At 64.8% G+C, this 18,471-nt stretch carries 16 protein-coding genes; 15 read left to right on the top strand and 1 reads right to left on the bottom strand.

Annotated elements, in window-relative coordinates; all coding sequences use genetic code 11:
* Positions 1-10: 10 nt before the first annotated feature.
* Positions 11-1,906 carry a quinoprotein ethanol dehydrogenase gene (gene exaA, locus ABNP31_RS10915; RefSeq protein WP_238066069.1) on the bottom strand — a complete coding sequence of 632 codons (1,896 nt, stop codon included), beginning with the start codon at positions 1,904-1,906 and terminating at the stop codon, positions 11-13.
* A gap of 254 nt (positions 1,907-2,160) precedes the next feature.
* On the opposite strand from exaA, the gene pedF reads away from it, so the two are divergent.
* The 15 genes from pedF to ABNP31_RS10990 all read left to right on the top strand — a co-directional run bounded on the left by pedF (position 2,161) and on the right by ABNP31_RS10990 (position 18,300).
* The gene (gene pedF / locus ABNP31_RS10920) at positions 2,161-2,622 is read left to right on the top strand and encodes a cytochrome c-550 PedF (RefSeq protein ID WP_046613884.1); all 462 of its coding nucleotides are present in this window, start codon (positions 2,161-2,163) and stop codon (positions 2,620-2,622) included.
* A 5-nt stretch (positions 2,623-2,627) separates the two neighbouring features.
* Positions 2,628-3,503 (top strand): substrate-binding periplasmic protein, encoded by an 876-nt coding sequence (locus ABNP31_RS10925; RefSeq protein WP_085663374.1) that lies wholly within the window; start codon positions 2,628-2,630, stop codon positions 3,501-3,503.
* Between the two features lie 193 nt (positions 3,504-3,696).
* Positions 3,697-4,464 (top strand): quinoprotein dehydrogenase-associated SoxYZ-like carrier, encoded by a 768-nt coding sequence (locus ABNP31_RS10930; RefSeq protein ID WP_350013311.1) that lies wholly within the window; start codon positions 3,697-3,699, stop codon positions 4,462-4,464.
* Positions 4,465-4,504: 40 nt separating this feature from the next.
* On the top strand, positions 4,505-5,437 hold the full coding sequence (locus ABNP31_RS10935) for a quinoprotein relay system zinc metallohydrolase 1 (protein WP_085663376.1): 933 nt from the start codon (positions 4,505-4,507) through the stop codon (positions 5,435-5,437).
* 267 nt (positions 5,438-5,704) lie between these two features.
* Complete coding sequence (gene pedH / locus ABNP31_RS10940) at positions 5,705-7,489, top strand: PQQ-dependent alcohol dehydrogenase PedH (protein WP_025339553.1); 1,785 nt, start codon at positions 5,705-5,707, stop codon at positions 7,487-7,489.
* 164 nt (positions 7,490-7,653) lie between these two features.
* Positions 7,654-9,174, top strand: a complete 1,521-nt coding sequence (exaC, locus tag ABNP31_RS10945; RefSeq protein WP_350013312.1) for an acetaldehyde dehydrogenase ExaC — start codon at positions 7,654-7,656, stop codon at positions 9,172-9,174.
* Between the two features lie 286 nt (positions 9,175-9,460).
* Positions 9,461-9,532, top strand: a complete 72-nt coding sequence (pqqA, locus tag ABNP31_RS10950) for a pyrroloquinoline quinone precursor peptide PqqA (protein WP_003253598.1) — start codon at positions 9,461-9,463, stop codon at positions 9,530-9,532.
* Between the two features lie 52 nt (positions 9,533-9,584).
* Complete coding sequence (gene pqqD / locus ABNP31_RS10955) at positions 9,585-9,857, top strand: pyrroloquinoline quinone biosynthesis peptide chaperone PqqD (protein ID WP_025339551.1); 273 nt, start codon at positions 9,585-9,587, stop codon at positions 9,855-9,857.
* A gap of 89 nt (positions 9,858-9,946) precedes the next feature.
* Positions 9,947-11,110 (top strand): alcohol dehydrogenase-like regulatory protein ErcA, encoded by a 1,164-nt coding sequence (ercA, locus tag ABNP31_RS10960; protein WP_025339550.1) that lies wholly within the window; start codon positions 9,947-9,949, stop codon positions 11,108-11,110.
* Positions 11,094-12,821, top strand: coding sequence for a PAS domain-containing hybrid sensor histidine kinase/response regulator (locus ABNP31_RS10965; protein WP_350013313.1), 1,728 nt, complete (start codon positions 11,094-11,096; stop codon positions 12,819-12,821). Before ercA ends, ABNP31_RS10965 begins: the two co-directional genes overlap by 17 nt.
* Before the next feature lie 364 nt (positions 12,822-13,185).
* Entirely contained in the window at positions 13,186-13,806 is a 621-nt protein-coding gene (gene ycaC, locus ABNP31_RS10970) for an isochorismate family cysteine hydrolase YcaC (protein WP_046613875.1), read from the top strand.
* A gap of 272 nt (positions 13,807-14,078) precedes the next feature.
* Entirely contained in the window at positions 14,079-16,232 is a 2,154-nt protein-coding gene (locus tag ABNP31_RS10975; RefSeq protein WP_350013314.1) for an FUSC family protein, read from the top strand.
* Positions 16,222-16,428: a DUF1656 domain-containing protein gene (locus ABNP31_RS10980; RefSeq protein WP_046613872.1), complete on the top strand. Its 207-nt coding sequence runs from the start codon at positions 16,222-16,224 to the stop codon at positions 16,426-16,428. Before ABNP31_RS10975 ends, ABNP31_RS10980 begins: the two co-directional genes overlap by 11 nt.
* A gap of 11 nt (positions 16,429-16,439) precedes the next feature.
* Positions 16,440-17,378: an HlyD family secretion protein gene (locus tag ABNP31_RS10985; RefSeq protein ID WP_350013412.1), complete on the top strand. Its 939-nt coding sequence runs from the start codon at positions 16,440-16,442 to the stop codon at positions 17,376-17,378.
* A 22-nt stretch (positions 17,379-17,400) separates the two neighbouring features.
* On the top strand, positions 17,401-18,300 hold the full coding sequence (locus ABNP31_RS10990; protein ID WP_025339543.1) for a LysR substrate-binding domain-containing protein: 900 nt from the start codon (positions 17,401-17,403) through the stop codon (positions 18,298-18,300).
* Positions 18,301-18,471: the final 171 nt, after the last annotated feature.

Here is an 18,471-nt window from a genome sequence, read left to right on the forward strand (position 1 = left end):
ACTCATGCAGTCAACGCTGTGCAGTCTTGTTGTCCCAGCTGGGGATCTTGAACACCCAGAACGAACCGCCCTGGGCCACCGGTTTGGTCAGTTCTGCCATGTCACCGCCCCACAGCGGCACCGCACCGCCGTAGCCCACGGTCACGCCGATGTACTGCTCGCCGTCCTGTTCCCAGGTGATCGGCGGCGAGACGATGCCGCTGCCGGTCTGGAACTTCCACAGCTCCTTGCCCGTCTTGGCGTCGAAGGCCTTGAAGAAGCCGTCGCCGGTGCCGGTGAACACCAGGTTGCCCTTGGTCGCCAGCACGCCGGCCCACAGCGGCAACTGCTCCTTGTGCTCCCACACCAGCTTGCCGGTGCTCGGGTCCATGGCGCGCAGGGTGCCGACGTGGTCGTCGTACATGCGCTTGATGCGGAAGCCCATGCCCAGGTAGGCCGAGCCCTTCTTGTAGTTCACTTCCTCGGTCCAGTACTCCTCCTTCCACTGGTTGCCAGGGATGTAGAACAGGCCGGTGTCCTGGCTGTAGGCCATGGGGTTCCAGTTCTTGCCGCCAAGGAAGGGTGGCGAGACCTCCACCGGCTTGCCCTTGGTTTCTCCCGGCAGCGGTTTGGCCGGGCGCTGCCCGGGGTTTTCCACCGGGCGCCCGGTCTTGAGGTCGATGTGGCTGGCCCAGGTGATGTTGTCGACGAAGGGGAAGGCGTTCTGCAGTTTGCCGTTGCTGCGGTCCACCACATAGAAGAAGCCGTTGCGGTCGGCGTGGCCGGTGGCCTTGACCAGCTTGCCGTCCTTGCCCTTGTAGTCGAACAGCACCAGTTCGTTGTTGCCGGAGAAATCCCAGGCATCGTTGGGCGTGTGCTGGTAGAACCACTTCACCTCACCGGTGCTCGGGTCGACGCCGACCTGCCCTGAGGTATACAGGCTGTCGAAGTCATGCGGGTTGCCGCCTTTCGAGGTGCGCGCCCAGGTGTTCCAGGGGCCGGGGTTGCCGGCGCCGACAATGATGGTGTTGGTCTCGGGGTCGAAGCTGGCGCTTTGCCAAGGTGCGCCGCCGCCGTGGCTCCAGGCTTCGACCTTGCCGGTTTCGGTGGTGGGGTCGTCCGGCCAGGACGGTGCCTTGACGTCACCGGTCGGCGTGCTGTCCTTGCCGTTCAGGCGGCCCATGTGGCCCTCGACGAAGGGCCGCATCCACACCTCTTCGCCGGTGTCCGGGTCGCGGGCGAACAGTTGGCCGACCACGCCGAATTCATCGCCGGAGCTGCCGTGGATCAGCAGTACCTTGCCGCTGGTCTTGTCCTTGATCAGCACCGGGGCGCCGGTCATGGTGTAGCCGGCGGCGTGGTCGCCGAACTTCTTGTTCCACACCACTTTGCCGGTGCGCTTGTCGAGGGCGATGACCCGCGCGTCGAGGGTGCCGAAGTAGATCTTGTCGCCGTAGATCGCCGCGCCACGGTTGACCACATCGCAGCAGGGGCGAATGTTGTCCGGCAGGCGGTGGTTGTAGGTCCACAGGCGCTTGCCGGTTTTCGCATCGAGGGCGAACACCCGCGAATAGGAGCCGGTGACGTAGACCACACCGTCACTGACGATGGCCTGGGATTCCTGACCGCGCTGCTTTTCGTCGCCAAAGGAATAGGACCAGGCCGGGGTCAGCTTGAACACGTTCTGGTCATTGACCTGGGCCAGCGGGCTCCAGCGCTGGGCGTTGGTGCCCATGCCGTACTGCAGCACGTCCTGGGTGGTCAGGTGGTCGTTGGCGATGTCTTCCCAGGTCACGTTCTTGCCGGCAGGTGCGGCTGGGGCGGTGGCGGCGGTGGCCGCGTTGCTCAGGGCCAGGCTACCGGCCAGCAGCAAGGCCCGCACGCTCAGGGCCAGAGGGGAAAGGGCGGGTAGCGTTCTTGTTGTCATGGTTGCAGTTCCCAGTGGAGGTTTTGGCCTGCACAGGGTGGGACGGGGCGGGCGTCGCCGGATACGGAAAATGTCCCGCCCTTGCCGGGAATAGTTCCCGCAGGGCACCTCATTTGGCCCTTCGCCACAAGCCCTACTACCAAGGGAGTAAGGCGCGGCCACCAAAGCAGCATTCGGCTGCTTGCGGGCTGTTTCTAAGATGGCGACACGGCCTCTGTGGTTGAGGCCTTGCGTGCAATCGTGAGGGCATAAAAATGACAACAAAACGCAACGTCTTGCTGGCTGCCGGGCTGCTTGCCAGTGCAGTGCTGACCGGCACTGCCTGGGCACATGGCAATGTGGTGCCCCAGGCCGTGGAAACCCAGGGCCTGACCCCGATCAAGGACGCTGGCGTGACCCTGGACGGCGATGGCTGGGCGGCGGTCAACCCGTACCGCAGCTCTCCCGAGCACGACAAGGCCGTGGAAATCGGTGCCTCGGCCTACAACCAGAACTGCGCCGCATGCCATGGCCTGGAGGCCAAGTCCGGGGGCATCGCCCCGGACTTGCGCATGCTCGATGCCGGCGAGGCCGGGGATGAATGGTTCGTCGAGCGTGTACGCCATGGTGCGGTCCGCGACGGCCGGGTATACATGCCGAAAATGGCCGACTACCTGAGCCAGGAGGCCCTGTGGGCGGTGCGCACCTACCTGGACAGCGTGCACGTCGAGGAGTGACGGCCATGCGTCTGTTGGCGGTGCTGTTGAGCGGCCTGCTGCTGTGTTGCGCGGCGGCGCAGGCGCAGGTGCGCAGCTACGACGCGATCATCGCCGCTGGCGAACTGAAGGTGGCGGTGTACAAGGACTTTGCGCCCTACAGCTTCGAGGACCACGGCCAGCCGCGCGGTGTCGACGTGGAACTGGCGCAGGCCCTGGCCACGGCGTTGGGGGTGCGCTTGCAGCTGATCTGGGCGCCACCTGGCGAGAAGCTCGACGACGATCTGCGCGACTACATCTGGCGTGGCAGCCCGCTGCGCCACCAGCAGCTGGCCGACCTGATGATGCGGGTGCCGTACGACCATGCCTACGCGCAGCGGCGCAACGAGGTGGGCGAGCTGGAAAACGCCCAGGTGGTCATGTTCGGCCCCTATCAGGAGGAGCGCTGGCAGGTCGCCTACGATCGCCGCCGCCTGGCCTCGGTGGCCAGCGTCGCGGTGTTCCAGCAGCACCCGATCGGGGTCGAGGTGGATAGCGTGCCGTCGTTCTATCTGACTTCTGTGTTCAACGGCATGCTCAGCGCCAGAACCCATCATTACCCCAATGTGCAGCAGGCCTTCGGTGCCATGCAGGCCGGCCAGGTGGATGCGGTGATGGCGATGCGCGGCGAGGTTGACTGGCAACTGCACCAAGCCGCCGACCCGCAACTGGCCCTGGCGGAAAACGCCTACCCGAACCTTGGCAAGCAGGCCTGGGAGATCGGCATGGCGGTGCATGAAAGCAACCGGCAGCTGGCCTATGCGCTGGAGGAAGCGCTTGAGGCGTTGATTCGTGATGGGCGGATGAAGGCGATTTATGCCGGTTACGGCCTGCGTTACCAGGTGCCGGAAATGTATCAGTAACAAGCTTCGCAGGCTTGTGGGTTTCTAAAGGCAACACATCCCCCTGTGGGAGCGGGTTCATCGAGGCGTCGAACCGCCGCGAACACCGGCGAAGCCGGTGCCATACACCGCGTCGCATTCTTCGCGGGTGAACCCGCTCCCACAGGGACCGCGCAAAGTCAGTGAGAGCCGTGTTGATTAATGGGAGTGGGCGATGAACTGGCGAGCAACTTTGCTGCTGGCCTGCTGGATGCCCTGGGCCGCACAGGCCCAGGCCAGCGAGCCGAGTAACCACAAGGACCCGGTGCCGTCGGTGATGTGGGACTTCTACCACAAGCAGCTGCTGGGCCAGGCCGCGTTCGTGTTCGATGACCGGGTCAAGCTGCTGGCGCCGCCGTTTGCCGAGGACGCCCGCCAGGTGCCGCTGGAGATCGACGCCCGGGCGTTCAGCGGCGAGGTGGTGCGGATTCTCGCCTGGGCCGAACTCAACCCGCTGCCGCGCATTGTCGACTTCCAGCCCGGCGAGCGCGTGCTGCCCTGGTTGTCGATCCGCATCCGCATCGAGCAGGCCACACCGCTGCGCGCTGCGGTACTGACACGCGACGGCCTGTGGCATGTCGGCTCGGCCCTGATCGATGCCGCTGGCGGCGGTTGTACCGCGCCCAGCGTGGTACGTACCCAGCCCGGCTGGGAGGAGCACCTCGGTGAAGTCCTGGGCAGGCGCTACCCGCGCGGCGACAGCAGCCGCTTGCGCCTGCAGGTGGCCCACCCGATGGACAACGGCCTGGTCAGCGGCATTCCCGAATTCTTCCTCAACCATGCCGAGCTGCAAGGCGCGGACGGCCAGCGCCTGGCCAGCCTGGAACTGTACCCGGCGGTCAGCGAAAACCCCAACCTGGGCTTCGACATCCAGGGCCCTGGGCCGACCCGGTTGGTGTTGCAGGACAACAGCGGCAACCAGTTCGAGGCGGCAGTGCCCTGAACGCCTTGCCCGACTCCATCCCTGATCAGAGGCGCCCGTCATGCGTTGCATTCTGCTGTTGCTGCTGTGCCTGGGCCTGCCGGCCTGGGCAGACCTGGACTATCGGCTCAAGCCCCGGCAGATCGCCGAGAGCACCTGGCTGCTGGAGGGCAGCACCGACAATTTCGCCAAGGACAACGGCGGCAATATCGTCAACACCGCGTTCATCGTCACCGACAGCGGGGTGGTGGTGATCGACAGCGGGCCGTCGAAACGCTACGGCGAAGCCTTGCGCCAGGCCATTGCCGCCACCACCGACAAGCCGGTGGTCGAAGTGCTGCTGACCCATCATCACCCCGACCATGTGCTGGGCAACCAGGCCTTTGCCGATGTGCCCATCGGCGCCCTGGCCGGTACCGGCAAGCTGTTGCGCCAGCAGGGCGAGGCCATGGCCGAGAACATGTACCGCCTGGTCGGCGACTGGATGCGCGGTACCGAGGTGGTGCTGCCGACCCGGGTGCTGGCGCCGGGTATTCACGAGGTGGGTGGGCACCGCCTGCGGCTGCTGGCGCTGGGCGGGCATACCGGTGCCGACCTGGCGATTCTGGATGAAAACACCGGCGTGCTGTTCGCCGGCGACCTGGTGTTCCACGAGCGCGCGCTGACCACGCCCAACACCCCTGGTCTGGAGGTGTGGCTGAAGGACCTGGACACCTTGCAAGCGCTGCCCTGGAAGCAGCTGGTACCCGGTCACGGCCCGCTGGCCAGCGATGCCCGGCCGTTTGCGCAGATGCGTGACTATCTGGGCTGGCTGGATGGGTTGATGCGTGACGGCGCGGCGCGTGGCGATGACATGGCCGAGATGATCCGCAGCCCGATACCCGAGCGGTTTGCCGGTATCAGCCTGACCCGATACGAGCTGATTCGCAGTGTCAGCCACCTGTACCCCCGCTACGAACGCCAGCAGCTGCGGCGCGTGGACAGCAAGGGCTGACACGGTCCCTGTAGGAGCGGCCTTGTGTCGCGAAAGGGCTGCAAGGCAGCTCCGGCAATTTTAGTCATGGGCACAAATCCTGAGGCCGCTTCGCGCCCCTTTCGCGACACAAGGCCGCTCCTACAGGGAACCGCGTAGGTTCACTGATACCAAGGAACTAGAAAACTCCGCACTGCGGGCAATTGTTGGCAAGCAGGTCGGGACCAAGAATTCCCGACACACCGGGAAGTTTTCCCGGATACAACAAAAAAACCAAAGGTAGCCGTCATGACCCGATCCACACGTCGTCCCGTGTTCGCCTTGAGCCTGGTGCTCAGCGCCATGCTGCTTGCCGGTGCAGCCCACGCCGCTGTCAGCAATGAAGAAATTCTCCAGGACCCGAAGAACCCGCAGCAGATCGTGACCAATGGCCTGGGCGTGCAGGGCCAGCGCTACAGCCCGCTGAACCTGCTCAATACCGACAACGTCAAGGACCTGCGGCCGGTCTGGGCGTTTTCCTTCGGTGGTGAGAAGCAGCGCGGCCAGCAGGCCCAGCCGCTGGTCAAGGACGGGGTGATGTACCTGACCGGCTCCTACTCGCGGGTGTTCGCCGTGGACGCCCGTACCGGCAAGAAGCTGTGGCAATACGATGCGCGCCTGCCCGATGACATCCGCCCGTGCTGCGACGTGATCAACCGCGGCGTGGCGCTGTACGGCAACCTGGTGTTCTTCGGCACCCTCGATGCCAAGCTGGTGGCGCTGAACAAGGACACTGGCAAGGTGGTATGGAGCAAGAAGGTGGCCGACCACAAGGAAGGCTACTCCATCAGCGCCGCGCCAATGATCGTCAACGGCAAGCTGATCACCGGCGTTGCCGGCGGCGAGTTTGGCGTGGTGGGCAAGATCCAGGCCTACAACCCGGAAAACGGCGAGCTGCTGTGGATGCGCCCGACCGTGGAAGGACACATGGGCTACGTGTACAAGGACGGCAAGGCGATCGAAAACGGCATTTCCGGCGGCGAGGCAGGCAAGACCTGGCCCGGCGACCTGTGGAAGACCGGCGGTGCGGCACCTTGGCTGGGCGGCTACTACGACCCGGAAACCAACCTGATCCTGTTCGGCACCGGCAACCCGGCACCGTGGAACTCGCACCTGCGCCCGGGCGACAACCTGTATTCCTCGTCGCGCCTGGCCCTGAACCCCGACGATGGCACCATCAAGTGGCACTTCCAGAGCACGCCGCACGACGGCTGGGACTTCGACGGCGTCAACGAGCTGATCTCGTTCAACTACAAGGACGGCGGCAAGGAGGTCAAGGCCGCCGCCACCGCTGACCGCAACGGCTTCTTCTACGTGCTGGACCGCACCAACGGCAAGTTCATCCGCGGCTTCCCCTTCGTCGACAAGATCACCTGGGCCACCGGCCTGGACAAGGACGGCCGGCCGATCTACAACGAGGCCAGCCGGCCGGGGGCGCCGGGTAGCGAGGCCAAGGGCAGCTCGGTGTTCGTGGCGCCGGCGTTCCTCGGTGCCAAGAACTGGATGCCGATGGCCTACAACAAGGACACCGGGCTGTTCTACGTGCCGTCCAACGAGTGGGGCATGGACATCTGGAACGAAGGCATCGCCTACAAGAAGGGCGCGGCGTTCCTTGGCGCCGGCTTCACCATCAAGCCGCTCAACGAAGACTACATCGGCGTGCTGCGCGCCATCGACCCGGTCAGCGGCAAGGAAGTATGGCGCCACAAGAACTTCGCGCCGCTGTGGGGCGGGGTGCTGACCACCAAGGGCAACCTGGTGTTCACCGGCACGCCGGAAGGCTTCCTGCAGGCGTTCAACGCCAAGACCGGCGACAAGGTCTGGGAGTTCCAGACCGGCTCCGGCGTGCTCGGCTCGCCAGTGACCTGGGAAATGGACGGCGAACAGTACGTTTCGGTGGTTTCCGGCTGGGGCGGCGCGGTGCCGCTGTGGGGCGGCGAAGTGGCCAAGCGGGTCAAGGACTTCAACCAGGGCGGCATGCTCTGGACCTTCAAGCTGCCCAAGCAGCTGCAAACGGCAAGCGCCAGTCGCTAAGCCGATAACCCGCCGCTTGCTGCAGCAGACCCTGCGGCAGGCATCCCTACTACCAAATGACGAGAGCCCCGCTGCCAACGATGCATTCGCCCGGCAGGCGGGGCTTTTTACCATCGGCCCATCGCCTGTCGCCGGACAGGCATCGACCCCCGCAGAGGCTCAGCATGATCTACGCACAACCCGGAACCCCAGGCGCCATCGTGTCCTTCAAGCCACGCTACGGCAACTTCATCAACGGTGAATTCGTGCCGCCGCTGGGCGGCCAGTATTTCACCAACAGCTCGCCGGTCAACGGCCAGCCGATTGCCGAGTTCCCGCGCTCCGGCGCCCAGGACATCGAGCAGGCCCTGGACGCCGCGCATGCCGCTGCCGAGGCCTGGGGCAAGACCTCGGTGCAGGACCGCGCCCTGGTGCTGCTGAAGATTGCCGACCGCATCGAACAGAACCTCGAAGTACTGGCCGTTACCGAAAGCTGGGACAACGGCAAGGCCGTGCGCGAAACCCTCAACGCCGATGTGCCGCTGGCGGCGGACCACTTCCGCTATTTCGCCGGCTGCATCCGTGCCCAGGAAGGCGGCGCCGCCGAGATCAACGAAGGCACCGTGGCCTACCATATCCACGAGCCGCTGGGTGTGGTCGGGCAAATCATCCCGTGGAACTTCCCGCTGCTGATGGCCGCCTGGAAGCTCGCCCCGGCCCTGGCCGCCGGCAACTGCGTGGTGCTCAAGCCGGCGGAGCAGACGCCACTGTCGATCACCATTTTCGCCGAGCTGATCGCCGACCTGCTGCCGGCAGGCGTGCTGAACATCGTCCAGGGCTTTGGCCGCGAAGCCGGCGAAACCCTGGCCACCAGCAAGCGCATCGCCAAGATCGCCTTCACCGGTTCCACCCCAGTGGGCTCGCACATCATGAAGTGCGCGGCCGAGAACATCATCCCGTCCACCGTCGAACTGGGCGGCAAGTCGCCGAACATCTTCTTCGAAGACATCATGCAGGCCGAGCCCGCGTTCATCGAAAAGGCAGCCGAAGGCCTGGTGCTGGCGTTCTTCAACCAGGGCGAAGTGTGCACCTGCCCGTCGCGGGCGCTGATCCAGGAGTCGATCTACGAGCCGTTCATGGCCGAAGTGATGAAGAAGATCGCCAGGATTACCCGTGGCAACCCGCTGGACACCGCGACCATGGTCGGTGCCCAGGCATCGGAGCAGCAATACGACAAGATCCTTTCCTACCTGCAGGTTGCCCGGGAGGAGGGCGCGCAGCTGCTCACCGGTGGCGCTGCCGAACGGCTCGACGGCGACCTGGCCAGCGGTTACTACATCCAGCCGACCTTGCTCAAGGGCAACAACAAGATGCGCGTGTTCCAGGAGGAGATCTTCGGCCCGGTGGTGGGCGTGACCACCTTCAAGGACGAAGCCGAAGCCCTGGCGATCGCCAACGACAGCGAGTTTGGCCTGGGCGCGGGGCTGTGGACCCGTGACATCAACCGTGCCTACCGCATGGGCCGTGGGATCAAGGCCGGGCGCGTGTGGACCAACTGCTACCACCTGTACCCGGCGCATGCCGCGTTCGGTGGCTACAAGAAGTCCGGGGTGGGCCGCGAGACGCACAAGATGATGCTCGATCACTACCAGCAGACCAAGAACCTGCTGGTGAGCTACGACATCAACCCGTTGGGCTTCTTCTAAACCAAGGATCAGCTTGACGCGATCAGCTGTAGGAGCGGCCTTGCGTCGCGAAAGGGCTGCAAGGCAGCCCCAGGTTTTCGGCCATGTGGCACAGATTGCTGGGGCCGCCATGCGGCCCTTTCGCGACGCAAGGCCGCTCCTACAGGTATCGCGCAAGCTTTTGGGTTTTTTGCTCCCCCTACCAACGCACCCCGCAAACCTGTCCCAAAGTAGCATTCGGCCCCGCCGCCGCCCGTGCATTAATGCCTCTACCGGAATCGCCCGGCACCAAGAAGAGGAATGCCCCATGTGGACTAAACCCGCCTTTACCGACCTGCGCATCGGCTTCGAAGTGACGATGTACTTCGCCAATCGTTGATGCCTGTCCGGCCATCACCGCGATGGCCGGGTCTTCACTGAGCAAACCTGTTGTGAACCTGATCGATCGTGAACAAGCCCTGGCCTTGCGCAAGGGCTTTCGCCTGCGCTGGGAGCCGCGCCAGGCGTGCCATGTGCTGCTGTACCCCGAGGGCATCATCGAGCTCAATGCCAGTGCCGGCTGGGTGCTCGAGTTGCTGGACGGCCAGCGCAGCGTGGCGGCTGTCATCGACCGCCTGGCACAGCGCTTCCCTGGTGTGCCGGGGCTCGACGAGGACATCCTGGCGTTCCTGGAGGTGGCCCGTGCCAAGTACTGGATCGAATGAGCCGTGGTCACGCTTTGGTCTGGTTGCTTTCGCTACGGGATGCTTTACGCTGGCGGTTACCTTCCAGAACAATAAGAACAGGCTTCCCGATGAGCCAGAGTTTCAGCCCGCTTCGCAAGTTCGTTTCACCCGAGATCATCTTTGGTGCCGGCTGCCGGCACAATGTTGCCAATTACGCCAAGACCTTCGGTGCGCGCAAGGTGCTGGTGGTCAGCGACCCCGGTGTGATTGCCGCCGGTTGGGTGGCGGACGTGGAGGCCAGCCTGCAGGCCCAGGGCATCGACTACTGCCTGTACAGCGCCGTATCACCCAACCCACGGGTCGAAGAGGTGATGCTCGGTGCCGAGATCTACCGGCAGAACCACTGTGATGTGATCGTCGCGGTCGGCGGCGGCAGCCCGATGGATTGCGGCAAGGCCATCGGCATCGTGGTCGCCCACGGGCGCAGCATCCTCGAATTCGAAGGCGTAGACATGATCCGCGTGCCCAGCCCGCCGCTGATCCTGATCCCGACCACGGCCGGCACTTCGGCGGACGTGTCGCAGTTCGTGATCATTTCCAACCAGCAGGAGCGCATGAAGTTCTCCATCGTCAGCAAGGCGGTGGTGCCGGACGTGTCGCTGATCGACCCGCAAACCACCCTGAGCATGGACCCGTTCCTGTCGGCCTGCACCGGTATCGATGCGCTGGTGCATGCCATCGAAGCCTTCGTTTCCACCGGCCACGGCCCGCTGACCGACCCCCATGCGCTGGAGGCCATGCGCCTGATCAACGGCAACCTGGTGGAAATGATCGCCAACCCCACCGATATCGCCCTGCGCGAGAAGATCATGCTGGGCAGCATGCAGGCGGGGCTGGCGTTTTCCAATGCGATCCTGGGTGCGGTCCACGCCATGTCGCACAGCCTGGGCGGGTTCCTCGACCTGCCGCATGGCCTGTGCAATGCGGTGCTGGTGGAGCACGTGGTGGCGTTCAACTACAGCTCGGCACCGGAGCGTTTCAAGGTGATTGCCGAAGTGCTGGGTATCGACTGCCGCGGCCTCAACCACCGGCAGATCTGTGCGCGTCTGGTCGAGCACCTGATCGCCCTGAAGCATGCCATCGGCTTCCACGAAACCCTGGGCCTGCACGGGGTGCGCACGGCCGATATCCCGTTCCTGTCGCAACATGCGATGGATGACCCGTGCATCCTCACCAACCCGCGTGCGTCGAGCCAGCGTGATGTCGAGGTGGTCTATGGCGAAGCCCTCTGACGAGCAGCAACGGGCGCTGGCCGGGCTGCTGGGGCTGGGCGACCACTCGGCGCGCAAGAGCCATTACCCGGAGCTGGCGGCGCGCCTGGACGAGCTGGAGGCCGAACGCAACCGCTACAAGTGGCTGTTCGAAAACGCCGTGCACGGGATTTTCCAGGCCAGCCTGCAAGACGGCATGCGTGCCGCCAACCCGGCGTTGGCACGCATGCTCGGTTACGACAACCCGCAAGCGTTGCTGTTTCCGCTGACGGACCTTGCCGACAACCTGTTTGTCGGCGGGGCCGAAGAATTGCACGCCATCACCGCGACCCTCGCCCGTGAACGCAGCCTGCACGGCTATGAAACCCGCTTGCGGCGCAAGGATGGCAGCCACCTCGATGTGCTGATGAACCTGTTGCTCAAGCCCGGCCAGGAAGGGCTGGTGGAAGGGTTTGTCGCCGACATCACCGAACGCAAGCTGGCCCAGCAGCGCCTGCAGCAACTGAATGACGAACTCGAGCAACGGGTGGCCGCCCGCACCGATGAACTGCTGGAGGCCAACCGCAATCTGCAACAGCAGATCGCCGAGCGCAAACAGATTGCCCGCGCCCTGCGCGATGCCCGCGACGCCGCGGAAACCGCCAACCGCAGCAAGGACAAGTACCTCGCTGCCGCCAGCCATGACCTGCTGCAACCGCTGAATGCCGCGCGGCTGCTGATCTCGACCTTGCGCGAAAGGCCATTGCCAGACGCGGAAAAGGTGCTGGTGGAGCGTACCCACCAGGCCCTGGAGGGTGCCGAAGACCTGCTGACCGACCTGCTGGACATTTCCCGGCTCGACCAGGCGGCGGTCAAGCCGGACGTGGCGCTGTATCGCCTCGACGAACTGTTCGGGCCACTGGTCTCGGAGTTTCGCACGGTGGCCGATGCGGCAGGCCTGAAGCTGCGCGCGCGCATTGGCGACTACGCCATCAGTACCGACCTGCGGCTGATGACGCGTATCCTGCGCAACTTTCTCAGCAACGCCTGCCGTTATACCGACGAGGGCAGGATCCTGCTGGGGGCCAGGCGCCGCGGCGATCACTTGCGCCTGGAGGTGTGGGATACCGGGCGTGGCATCGCGGCGGATCGGCTGCAGGCCATCTTCCTCGAGTTCAACCAACTGGACGTAGGCCGCGCCGCCGACCGCAAGGGCGTGGGCCTGGGGCTGGCCATCGTCGAGCGGATCGCCAAGATTCTCGGCTACCGCATCGAGGTGCGTTCGTGGCCGGGGCGTGGCTCGATGTTCAGCATCGACGTGCCGATCGGCGAAGCCATGCCGCTGCCTATCCACCAGGCCGCGCCGCAGCCGGGCGCCGGCAACCCGTTGCCGGGCCGCCGCCTGCTGGTACTGGACAACGAAGTGAGCATCCTCGAGAGCATGGGCGCGCTGCTCGGGCAGTGGGGCTGCGAAGTGGTTACCGCGACGGACCAGGCCGGGGCCTTGCTGGCCTTGCAGGGGCGGGCACCGGAATTGATCCTGGCGGACTTTCACCTGGACCACGGTGTTGTCGGCTGCGAGGTGGTCAGGCACTTGCGTGAACATTTCGGCGCCGCCATTCCCGCGGTGATCATCACCGCCGACCGCAGTGATCAGTGCCGACGCTCCTTGAACAAGCTCGGTGCGCCGTTGCTGAACAAGCCCGTCAAACCGGGGAAGTTGCGTGCGGTATTGAGCCAGTTGCTGGGCTGAAGCCTCAATCCCATGGCCTTGCGCGACAGATAACTGAATTCGCAAGCGATCCTCGTACCCTGTGGGAGCGGCTTTAGCCGCGAAGAATCCAACGCGGTGCATGGCACCGGCTGCGCCGGTGTTCGCGGCTAAAGCCGCTCCCACAGGGGCCCTGCTAATTCAATGAGTCATGTGCAGTTCTATGAGCGCAGCCTTGTGCTGCTCCTACAGGGGGGCGCGCAGTGCCAGGTGGCTGTTCCTGAAATGGGACTCTGTGTTGCGGATGTCAGCCTGTCACGGCTCTGCCTGGCTGGTTATCTTACCGGGGCGCCATTGTTTGGGCGAAGTCATACCAAACGCATCCAACCCGAGTAAGGAAAACATCATGGCCTTTCAATACAAGCGACTGGACAAGAATAACGCCGCCGTACTGCTGGTGGATCACCAGACGGGTTTGCTCTCTTTGGTAAGGGATATCGAACCCGACCGTTTCAAGAACAATGTGCTGGCCCTGTCGGACCTGGCCAAGTACTTCAAGTTGCCGACCATCCTCACCACCAGCTTCGAGAACGGCCCAAATGGCCCGCTGGTGCCCGAACTCAAGGAGCAGTTCCCTGACGCGCCGTACATCGCGCGCCCGGGCAACATCAATGCCTGGGACAACGAAGACTTCGTCAAGGCGGTCAAGGCCACCGGCAAGAAGCAGCTGATCATCGCCGGCGTGGTGACCGAGGTTTGCGTGGCCTTCCCGGCACTGTCGGCCCTGGAGGAAGGCTTCGATGTGTTCGTGGTCACCGATGCCTCCGGCACCTTCAACGAACTGACCCGTGATTCGGCCTGGCGCCGGATGGAAGCCGCCGGCGCGCAACTGATGACCTGGTTCGGCGTGGCCTGCGAGCTGCACCGCGACTGGCGCAACGACATCGAGGGCCTGGGCACGCTGTTCTCCAACCACATCCCGGACTACCGTAACCTGATGACCAGCTTCAGCAAGCTGTCGAAGTAATCCGGCCGGGGCGCCATGCGCGTGCATGGCTCCCCGATCGCTTGTGTCACACGTCAGTTTTGTGCCGCCGGTGCCTGCGCCTCGAGCAGGGCGGTACCCAACCTGTCGTCAGTTAATCTGCTTATATATCTTACGGTTGCTCGACTCGCGCACTTGAACGGTAATGTGAGTGTGCTCGCGGATGCGCAGAGACGCCTCCAGCTCATGAATCAACCCGGCCCGGAATGCCATGCGCCCATGCGCGGCTCCCTGGCCGTGTCCCGAGGTGCCGGATGGCTCCACTGATTTCCTATTTCAAGATGGCCTTGAACCCTGGCCGTGTGGTGCTGTTCTTCGCGCTGCGTACCATCGTTGCAGGCCTGTTGTGCCTCTACCTGGCGTTCATCTTCGACCTGGAACAACCGAAGTGGGCGCTGATGACCGTGATCATCATCAGCCTGCCGTTGGCCGGCATGACCCTCAAGCGCAGTTTCGCCCAGGTAGTGGGTACCGCAGCGGGGGCGGCCATGGCGGTGGTGATCATGGCCTTGTTCCCCCAGGCGCCAATGCCTTTCATCGTCTGCCTGGCCCTGTGGCTGGCGTTCTGCACGGCGGGCGGCACGCTGCTGCGCTATACCGACTCGCATGCCTTCGTCCTCAGCGGGTTTACCGCTGTGGTGGTCGCGATGCTGGCCGTGCCGGAACCGGACGGCATCCTCCTGCTGGCCATCACCCGGTTGACCGAAACCCTGCTGGCGGTGGCCTGCGTGGCCGTGGTCAGTTTGTTGAGCGCGCGCCCACAGGCAGTGGCGCAGGGCTACTTCAGCAAGGTCGATAGCCTGGTCAAGCTGATCGCCCGGCACGCCGCCGAGGTGGTGCGCAGCGAAGAGGACGAAGCCGCGCTGCACCAGCGGCAGGCGCAATTGATCAGCGAGATCAGTGCGCTGGAAGGCCTGCGCCGTCATCTCTATTTCGATGCGCCGCACCTGCGCAACGCCGATGGGCTGGTGCAGCTGCTGGCCAACCAACTGGTGCTGCTGGTGTCGCGCCTGCTGGTACTGCGCCAACAGCGGCAGTTGATCAAGCAGCACTGGCAAGGGCCGTTGCCAGAAGAAATCCAGCTGTTGCGCCAGGACGAGCTGGACAACCTGGAGGCACTGGCCCGTGACGGCGTGAAGTTGTCGGCGCAGCGCCGCGAAGCGATCCACCACCTGTACCAGCGCTTCGACGCCGCCGCTGACCGGGTCGAGTTTCTCGACGAGCCCTTGCCCCCGCGCATGCGCTCGCTGGCCTGGGCCCTGCGCTGGGAGCAGGCGCGCCTGCTGCAGCAGCTGAACGAACTGATCGAGCTCAACGAGGCGATCCAGCAGGGCAGGGGCGCCAGTTGCCCCCATGCCCAAGGGCAGGCCAGCGCGCTGCATCTGGACTTCCGCCTGGCCGGCATGAACGCCGTGCGGGCGTTCCTGGCGTTGTTTCTCGCCGGTTGGTTGTGGATCGAAACGGCCTGGGACGGCGCGCGTTCCGGGGTGATCCTGATCGGTGTCATGTGCTCGCTGATGGCGACGCTGCCGCGGCCGTTGCTGGCCAGCCAGAACTACAACCGCGGCCTGCTGGTCGCGCTGCTGTTGTCCGCCGTGTACCAGTTTGCCCTGCTGCCGATGTTCACCGATTTCGAAATGCTTGCCGTGTGCCTGGTGCCGTTGCTGTACCTGGCGGCCGTCGGCCTGGCCAGCCCCATGACCGCCGGCATCGGCATGGGCATCGGGTTGATCAGCCTGTTGATGATCGGGCCGCAGAATGTCGGCGCCTACCACAACAGTGCCATGCAGTGGTTCGAGTTTGCCGGCGGCTATGCGGCGGCTGGCGGGCTGGCGATGGTGGTGTTCGCCCTGGTGTTCCCGTTCAACCCGCAAAAGCGCATGGCCCGGCTGTTCCGCCAGACCCGCGAAGATGTGCATGAGTACGTGACGGCACCTGCCAGCGTGGCGCGTCAGTTCGATTTCGAGAGCCGCATGCTGGACCGCCTTTCGGCAATGATAGGCCTGTTGCCCGCCGCCACTGATGCGCGCTCCCGGGAGTTGTTCGATTGCAGCCTGGTGTGCCCGGCGCTGGCCATTGCGCTGGGCCAGGCGCATGCCCAGTGCGTCAACCTCACGGTGTTGCCTGAAGGCACGAGGGCGCGTTTGCGCCTAGGGTTGCAGGAGATGGCGGATCTGATCGGCGCACGCCGGCGGGTGGATGTGGACGGGCTGTTGCGCGAGCTGGCCGAGCTTGCCGAAACCCTGGATGCGCTGCACCAGGCACACGCCGAGGCGGGCCGCGAGACGCTGCGGCAGTTGTTCATCCTGCGGGTCGCGCTATCGGTTGCCGGCCAGTTGTTGCAGCGCTATCGACTGGTGCTGGCAGCGCAGACGTTGCCTGAGGAGGAGGGCGCCTATGCCCGTTGATTTCGAGTTTGGCGGGGTCTACCTGCCGCCGATTGCCCAGGCGTTGTTGCTGGGGTTGCCGTTGTTCCTGGTGCTGGACGCCCTGTTGCGGCGCAGTGGCGTGCTGGCGCGTGTGTGGCACCCGGCGCTGTTGCAGGGCGCCTTGTATGCCGCGATCTGCGCGGCGCTGGTGTTGTCGATGGGAGTGAGTGCCTGAATATGCCTGTGTTGAAACCTGTTCTTGCCAAGGCCGTGACCCTGGCAGTGCTGGCGCTTGCGGTGGTGCTGGGCTGGTTTGCCTGGGACTACTACACCCGTGCGCCCTGGACCCGTGATGCCCGTGTGCGGGCCGATGTGGTGACCCTGTCGGCCGAGGTGGCAGGGCGCATCATCGAGCTGCCGGTGCAGGACAACCAGTTCGTCAGGCAGGGCGACCTGCTGCTGCAGATCGACCCGGCGCGCTACGAGCTGGCCGTGCTGCATGCTGTGCGAGCCGTCGAAGTCGCGCGTGCGGCGCTGGGCCAGTCGCAGGCCGCCATCGTCGCCAACGAGGCGCAGCTCAAGCAGCGGCGCAGCGAAGAGCAACGCCGACGCAAGCTGCAATCGATGTTGGCAATCTCTGCCGAAGAATGGGAAAAGGCCGGCACCGACGTGGCCGTGGCCCAGGCCGACCTGCTGCGCGAACAGTCCAACCTCGGCCTGGCACAAGCCAACGTGCAACTCGCCGAGGCCACGCTGCAGCAGGCCCGGCTCGACCTGGAACGCACCCGGGTCAGCGCCCCGGTCAGCGGTTACGTGACCAACCTGCTGACCCGCCAGGGCGACTATGCCCAGCCGGGCATGCCGCTGCTGGCGCTGGTCGACAGTTCGTCGTTCCACGTCAGTGGCTATTTCGAGGAAACCAAGTTGCCGAAAATCAAGGTGGGCAGCCGTGCGCGCATCGCCCTGATGAGTGGCGAGGTGCTGGAGGGCACGGTAGAGAGCATTGCCTATGCCATTACCGACCGCGAGAACCAGCCGGGCAACCGCCTGCTGGCCAACGTCAACCCGAGCTACACCTGGGTCAAGCTTGCCCAGCGGATCCCGGTACGGCTGCGCCTGGAGCGCAGTGCCGATGCGCCACCCTTGCGTGCGGGTACCACTGCCACCGTGACCATTCTCGAATAGCTGGGGGTGGGCGATGAGCATGATGTTCGATTTGAATGAGCTGTACCTGTATACCAAGGTGGTCGAGTGTGGCGGTTTCGCATCGGCCGGGCGCGCGCTCGGCTTGCCCAAGTCGCGGCTGAGCCGGCGAGTCGCCAATCTGGAGGACCGCCTGGGAGTGCGCCTGATCCAGCGCTCCACCCGGCAGTTCGCGGTCACCGAAGTGGGGCTGGAGTACTACCATCACTGTATGTCGATGGTCGATCGGGCATTTGCTGCCGAGGACGCGATCCAGCGCAGCCGCGCGGTGCCCAGCGGCATTGTCCGGCTGGCCTGCAGCACCTCGCTGCTGGATGCACGCCTGGCGCCGATGCTTGGGCAGTTCATGGTGCAATGCCCGGCGGTGGAGTTGCTGGTGAAGAGCTACAACCGGCGGGTCGATGTGATCGGCGAGGGCTTCGACCTGGTCCTGAGCGTGCGCCATCAACCGCTGGAAAGCAGCGAGCTGGTGATGCGCAAACTGGCGCAGAGCCGCCAGTGCCTGGTGGCTTCGCCCGGCTTGCTGGCGCAGTACGACCGCCCTCTGCAGCCTGCCGACCTGTTTGAACTGCCCAGCCTTGGCTGGGGGGCGAATGTTCAGGAGTACGTCTGGGACCTGGACGGCCCCGAAGGCGGGGTGGCGTCCATTCGCTTCCGCCCACGGTTGGTCTCCGACGATATCGCGGTGCTGTACCAGGGCGCGCTCGCGGGCGTGGGCGTGGTGCTGCTGCCAGCGGATATGGTGAAGGATGACCTGGCCGCCGGGCGTTTGCTGAACGTGCTGGAGAGCTGGGTACCCAGGATGGGCGAGGTAATCGCCCTGTTTCCTTCGCGGCGGGGGCTGACGCCAGCGGTGCGGGAGTTGATCGACTTTCTTGCGGTGGCGTTCGAGCGGTCGGCTTAGCGCCTTTGACGGAGCGGCAGCGTTCACCAGGCAGAACGCTGCGGCGCATTTCATCACCTACCGTCCGTTGCGTCGTGCACCTATCATTCAAGCTTTGCAGCCTGTGCAGCAGGGTGGCCACAGGCAATCGTCAATCGGGAGTTTCAATGTCAGAGCGGCGCAGCGTTGCGC

The organism is Pseudomonas asiatica (genome assembly GCF_040214835.1).
Classification (GTDB): domain Bacteria; phylum Pseudomonadota; class Gammaproteobacteria; order Pseudomonadales; family Pseudomonadaceae; genus Aquipseudomonas; species Aquipseudomonas putida_Z.

Bases quoted from the DNA above. Each gene is read 5' to 3' on its own strand.
- exaA (WP_238066069.1), bottom strand. From the start codon at position 1,906: ATGACAACAAGAACGCTACCCGCCCTTTCCCCTCTGGCCCTGAGCGTG.
- pedF (WP_046613884.1), top strand. From the start codon at position 2,161: ATGACAACAAAACGCAACGTCTTGCTGGCTGCCGGGCTGCTTGCCAGT.
- ABNP31_RS10925 (WP_085663374.1), top strand. From the start codon at position 2,628: ATGCGTCTGTTGGCGGTGCTGTTGAGCGGCCTGCTGCTGTGTTGCGCG.
- ABNP31_RS10930 (WP_350013311.1), top strand. From the start codon at position 3,697: ATGAACTGGCGAGCAACTTTGCTGCTGGCCTGCTGGATGCCCTGGGCC.
- ABNP31_RS10935 (WP_085663376.1), top strand. From the start codon at position 4,505: ATGCGTTGCATTCTGCTGTTGCTGCTGTGCCTGGGCCTGCCGGCCTGG.
- pedH (WP_025339553.1), top strand. From the start codon at position 5,705: ATGACCCGATCCACACGTCGTCCCGTGTTCGCCTTGAGCCTGGTGCTC.
- exaC (WP_350013312.1), top strand. From the start codon at position 7,654: ATGATCTACGCACAACCCGGAACCCCAGGCGCCATCGTGTCCTTCAAG.
- ercA (WP_025339550.1), top strand. From the start codon at position 9,947: ATGAGCCAGAGTTTCAGCCCGCTTCGCAAGTTCGTTTCACCCGAGATC.
- ABNP31_RS10965 (WP_350013313.1), top strand. From the start codon at position 11,094: ATGGCGAAGCCCTCTGACGAGCAGCAACGGGCGCTGGCCGGGCTGCTG.
- ycaC (WP_046613875.1), top strand. From the start codon at position 13,186: ATGGCCTTTCAATACAAGCGACTGGACAAGAATAACGCCGCCGTACTG.
- ABNP31_RS10975 (WP_350013314.1), top strand. From the start codon at position 14,079: ATGGCTCCACTGATTTCCTATTTCAAGATGGCCTTGAACCCTGGCCGT.
- ABNP31_RS10980 (WP_046613872.1), top strand. From the start codon at position 16,222: ATGCCCGTTGATTTCGAGTTTGGCGGGGTCTACCTGCCGCCGATTGCC.
- ABNP31_RS10990 (WP_025339543.1), top strand. From the start codon at position 17,401: ATGTTCGATTTGAATGAGCTGTACCTGTATACCAAGGTGGTCGAGTGT.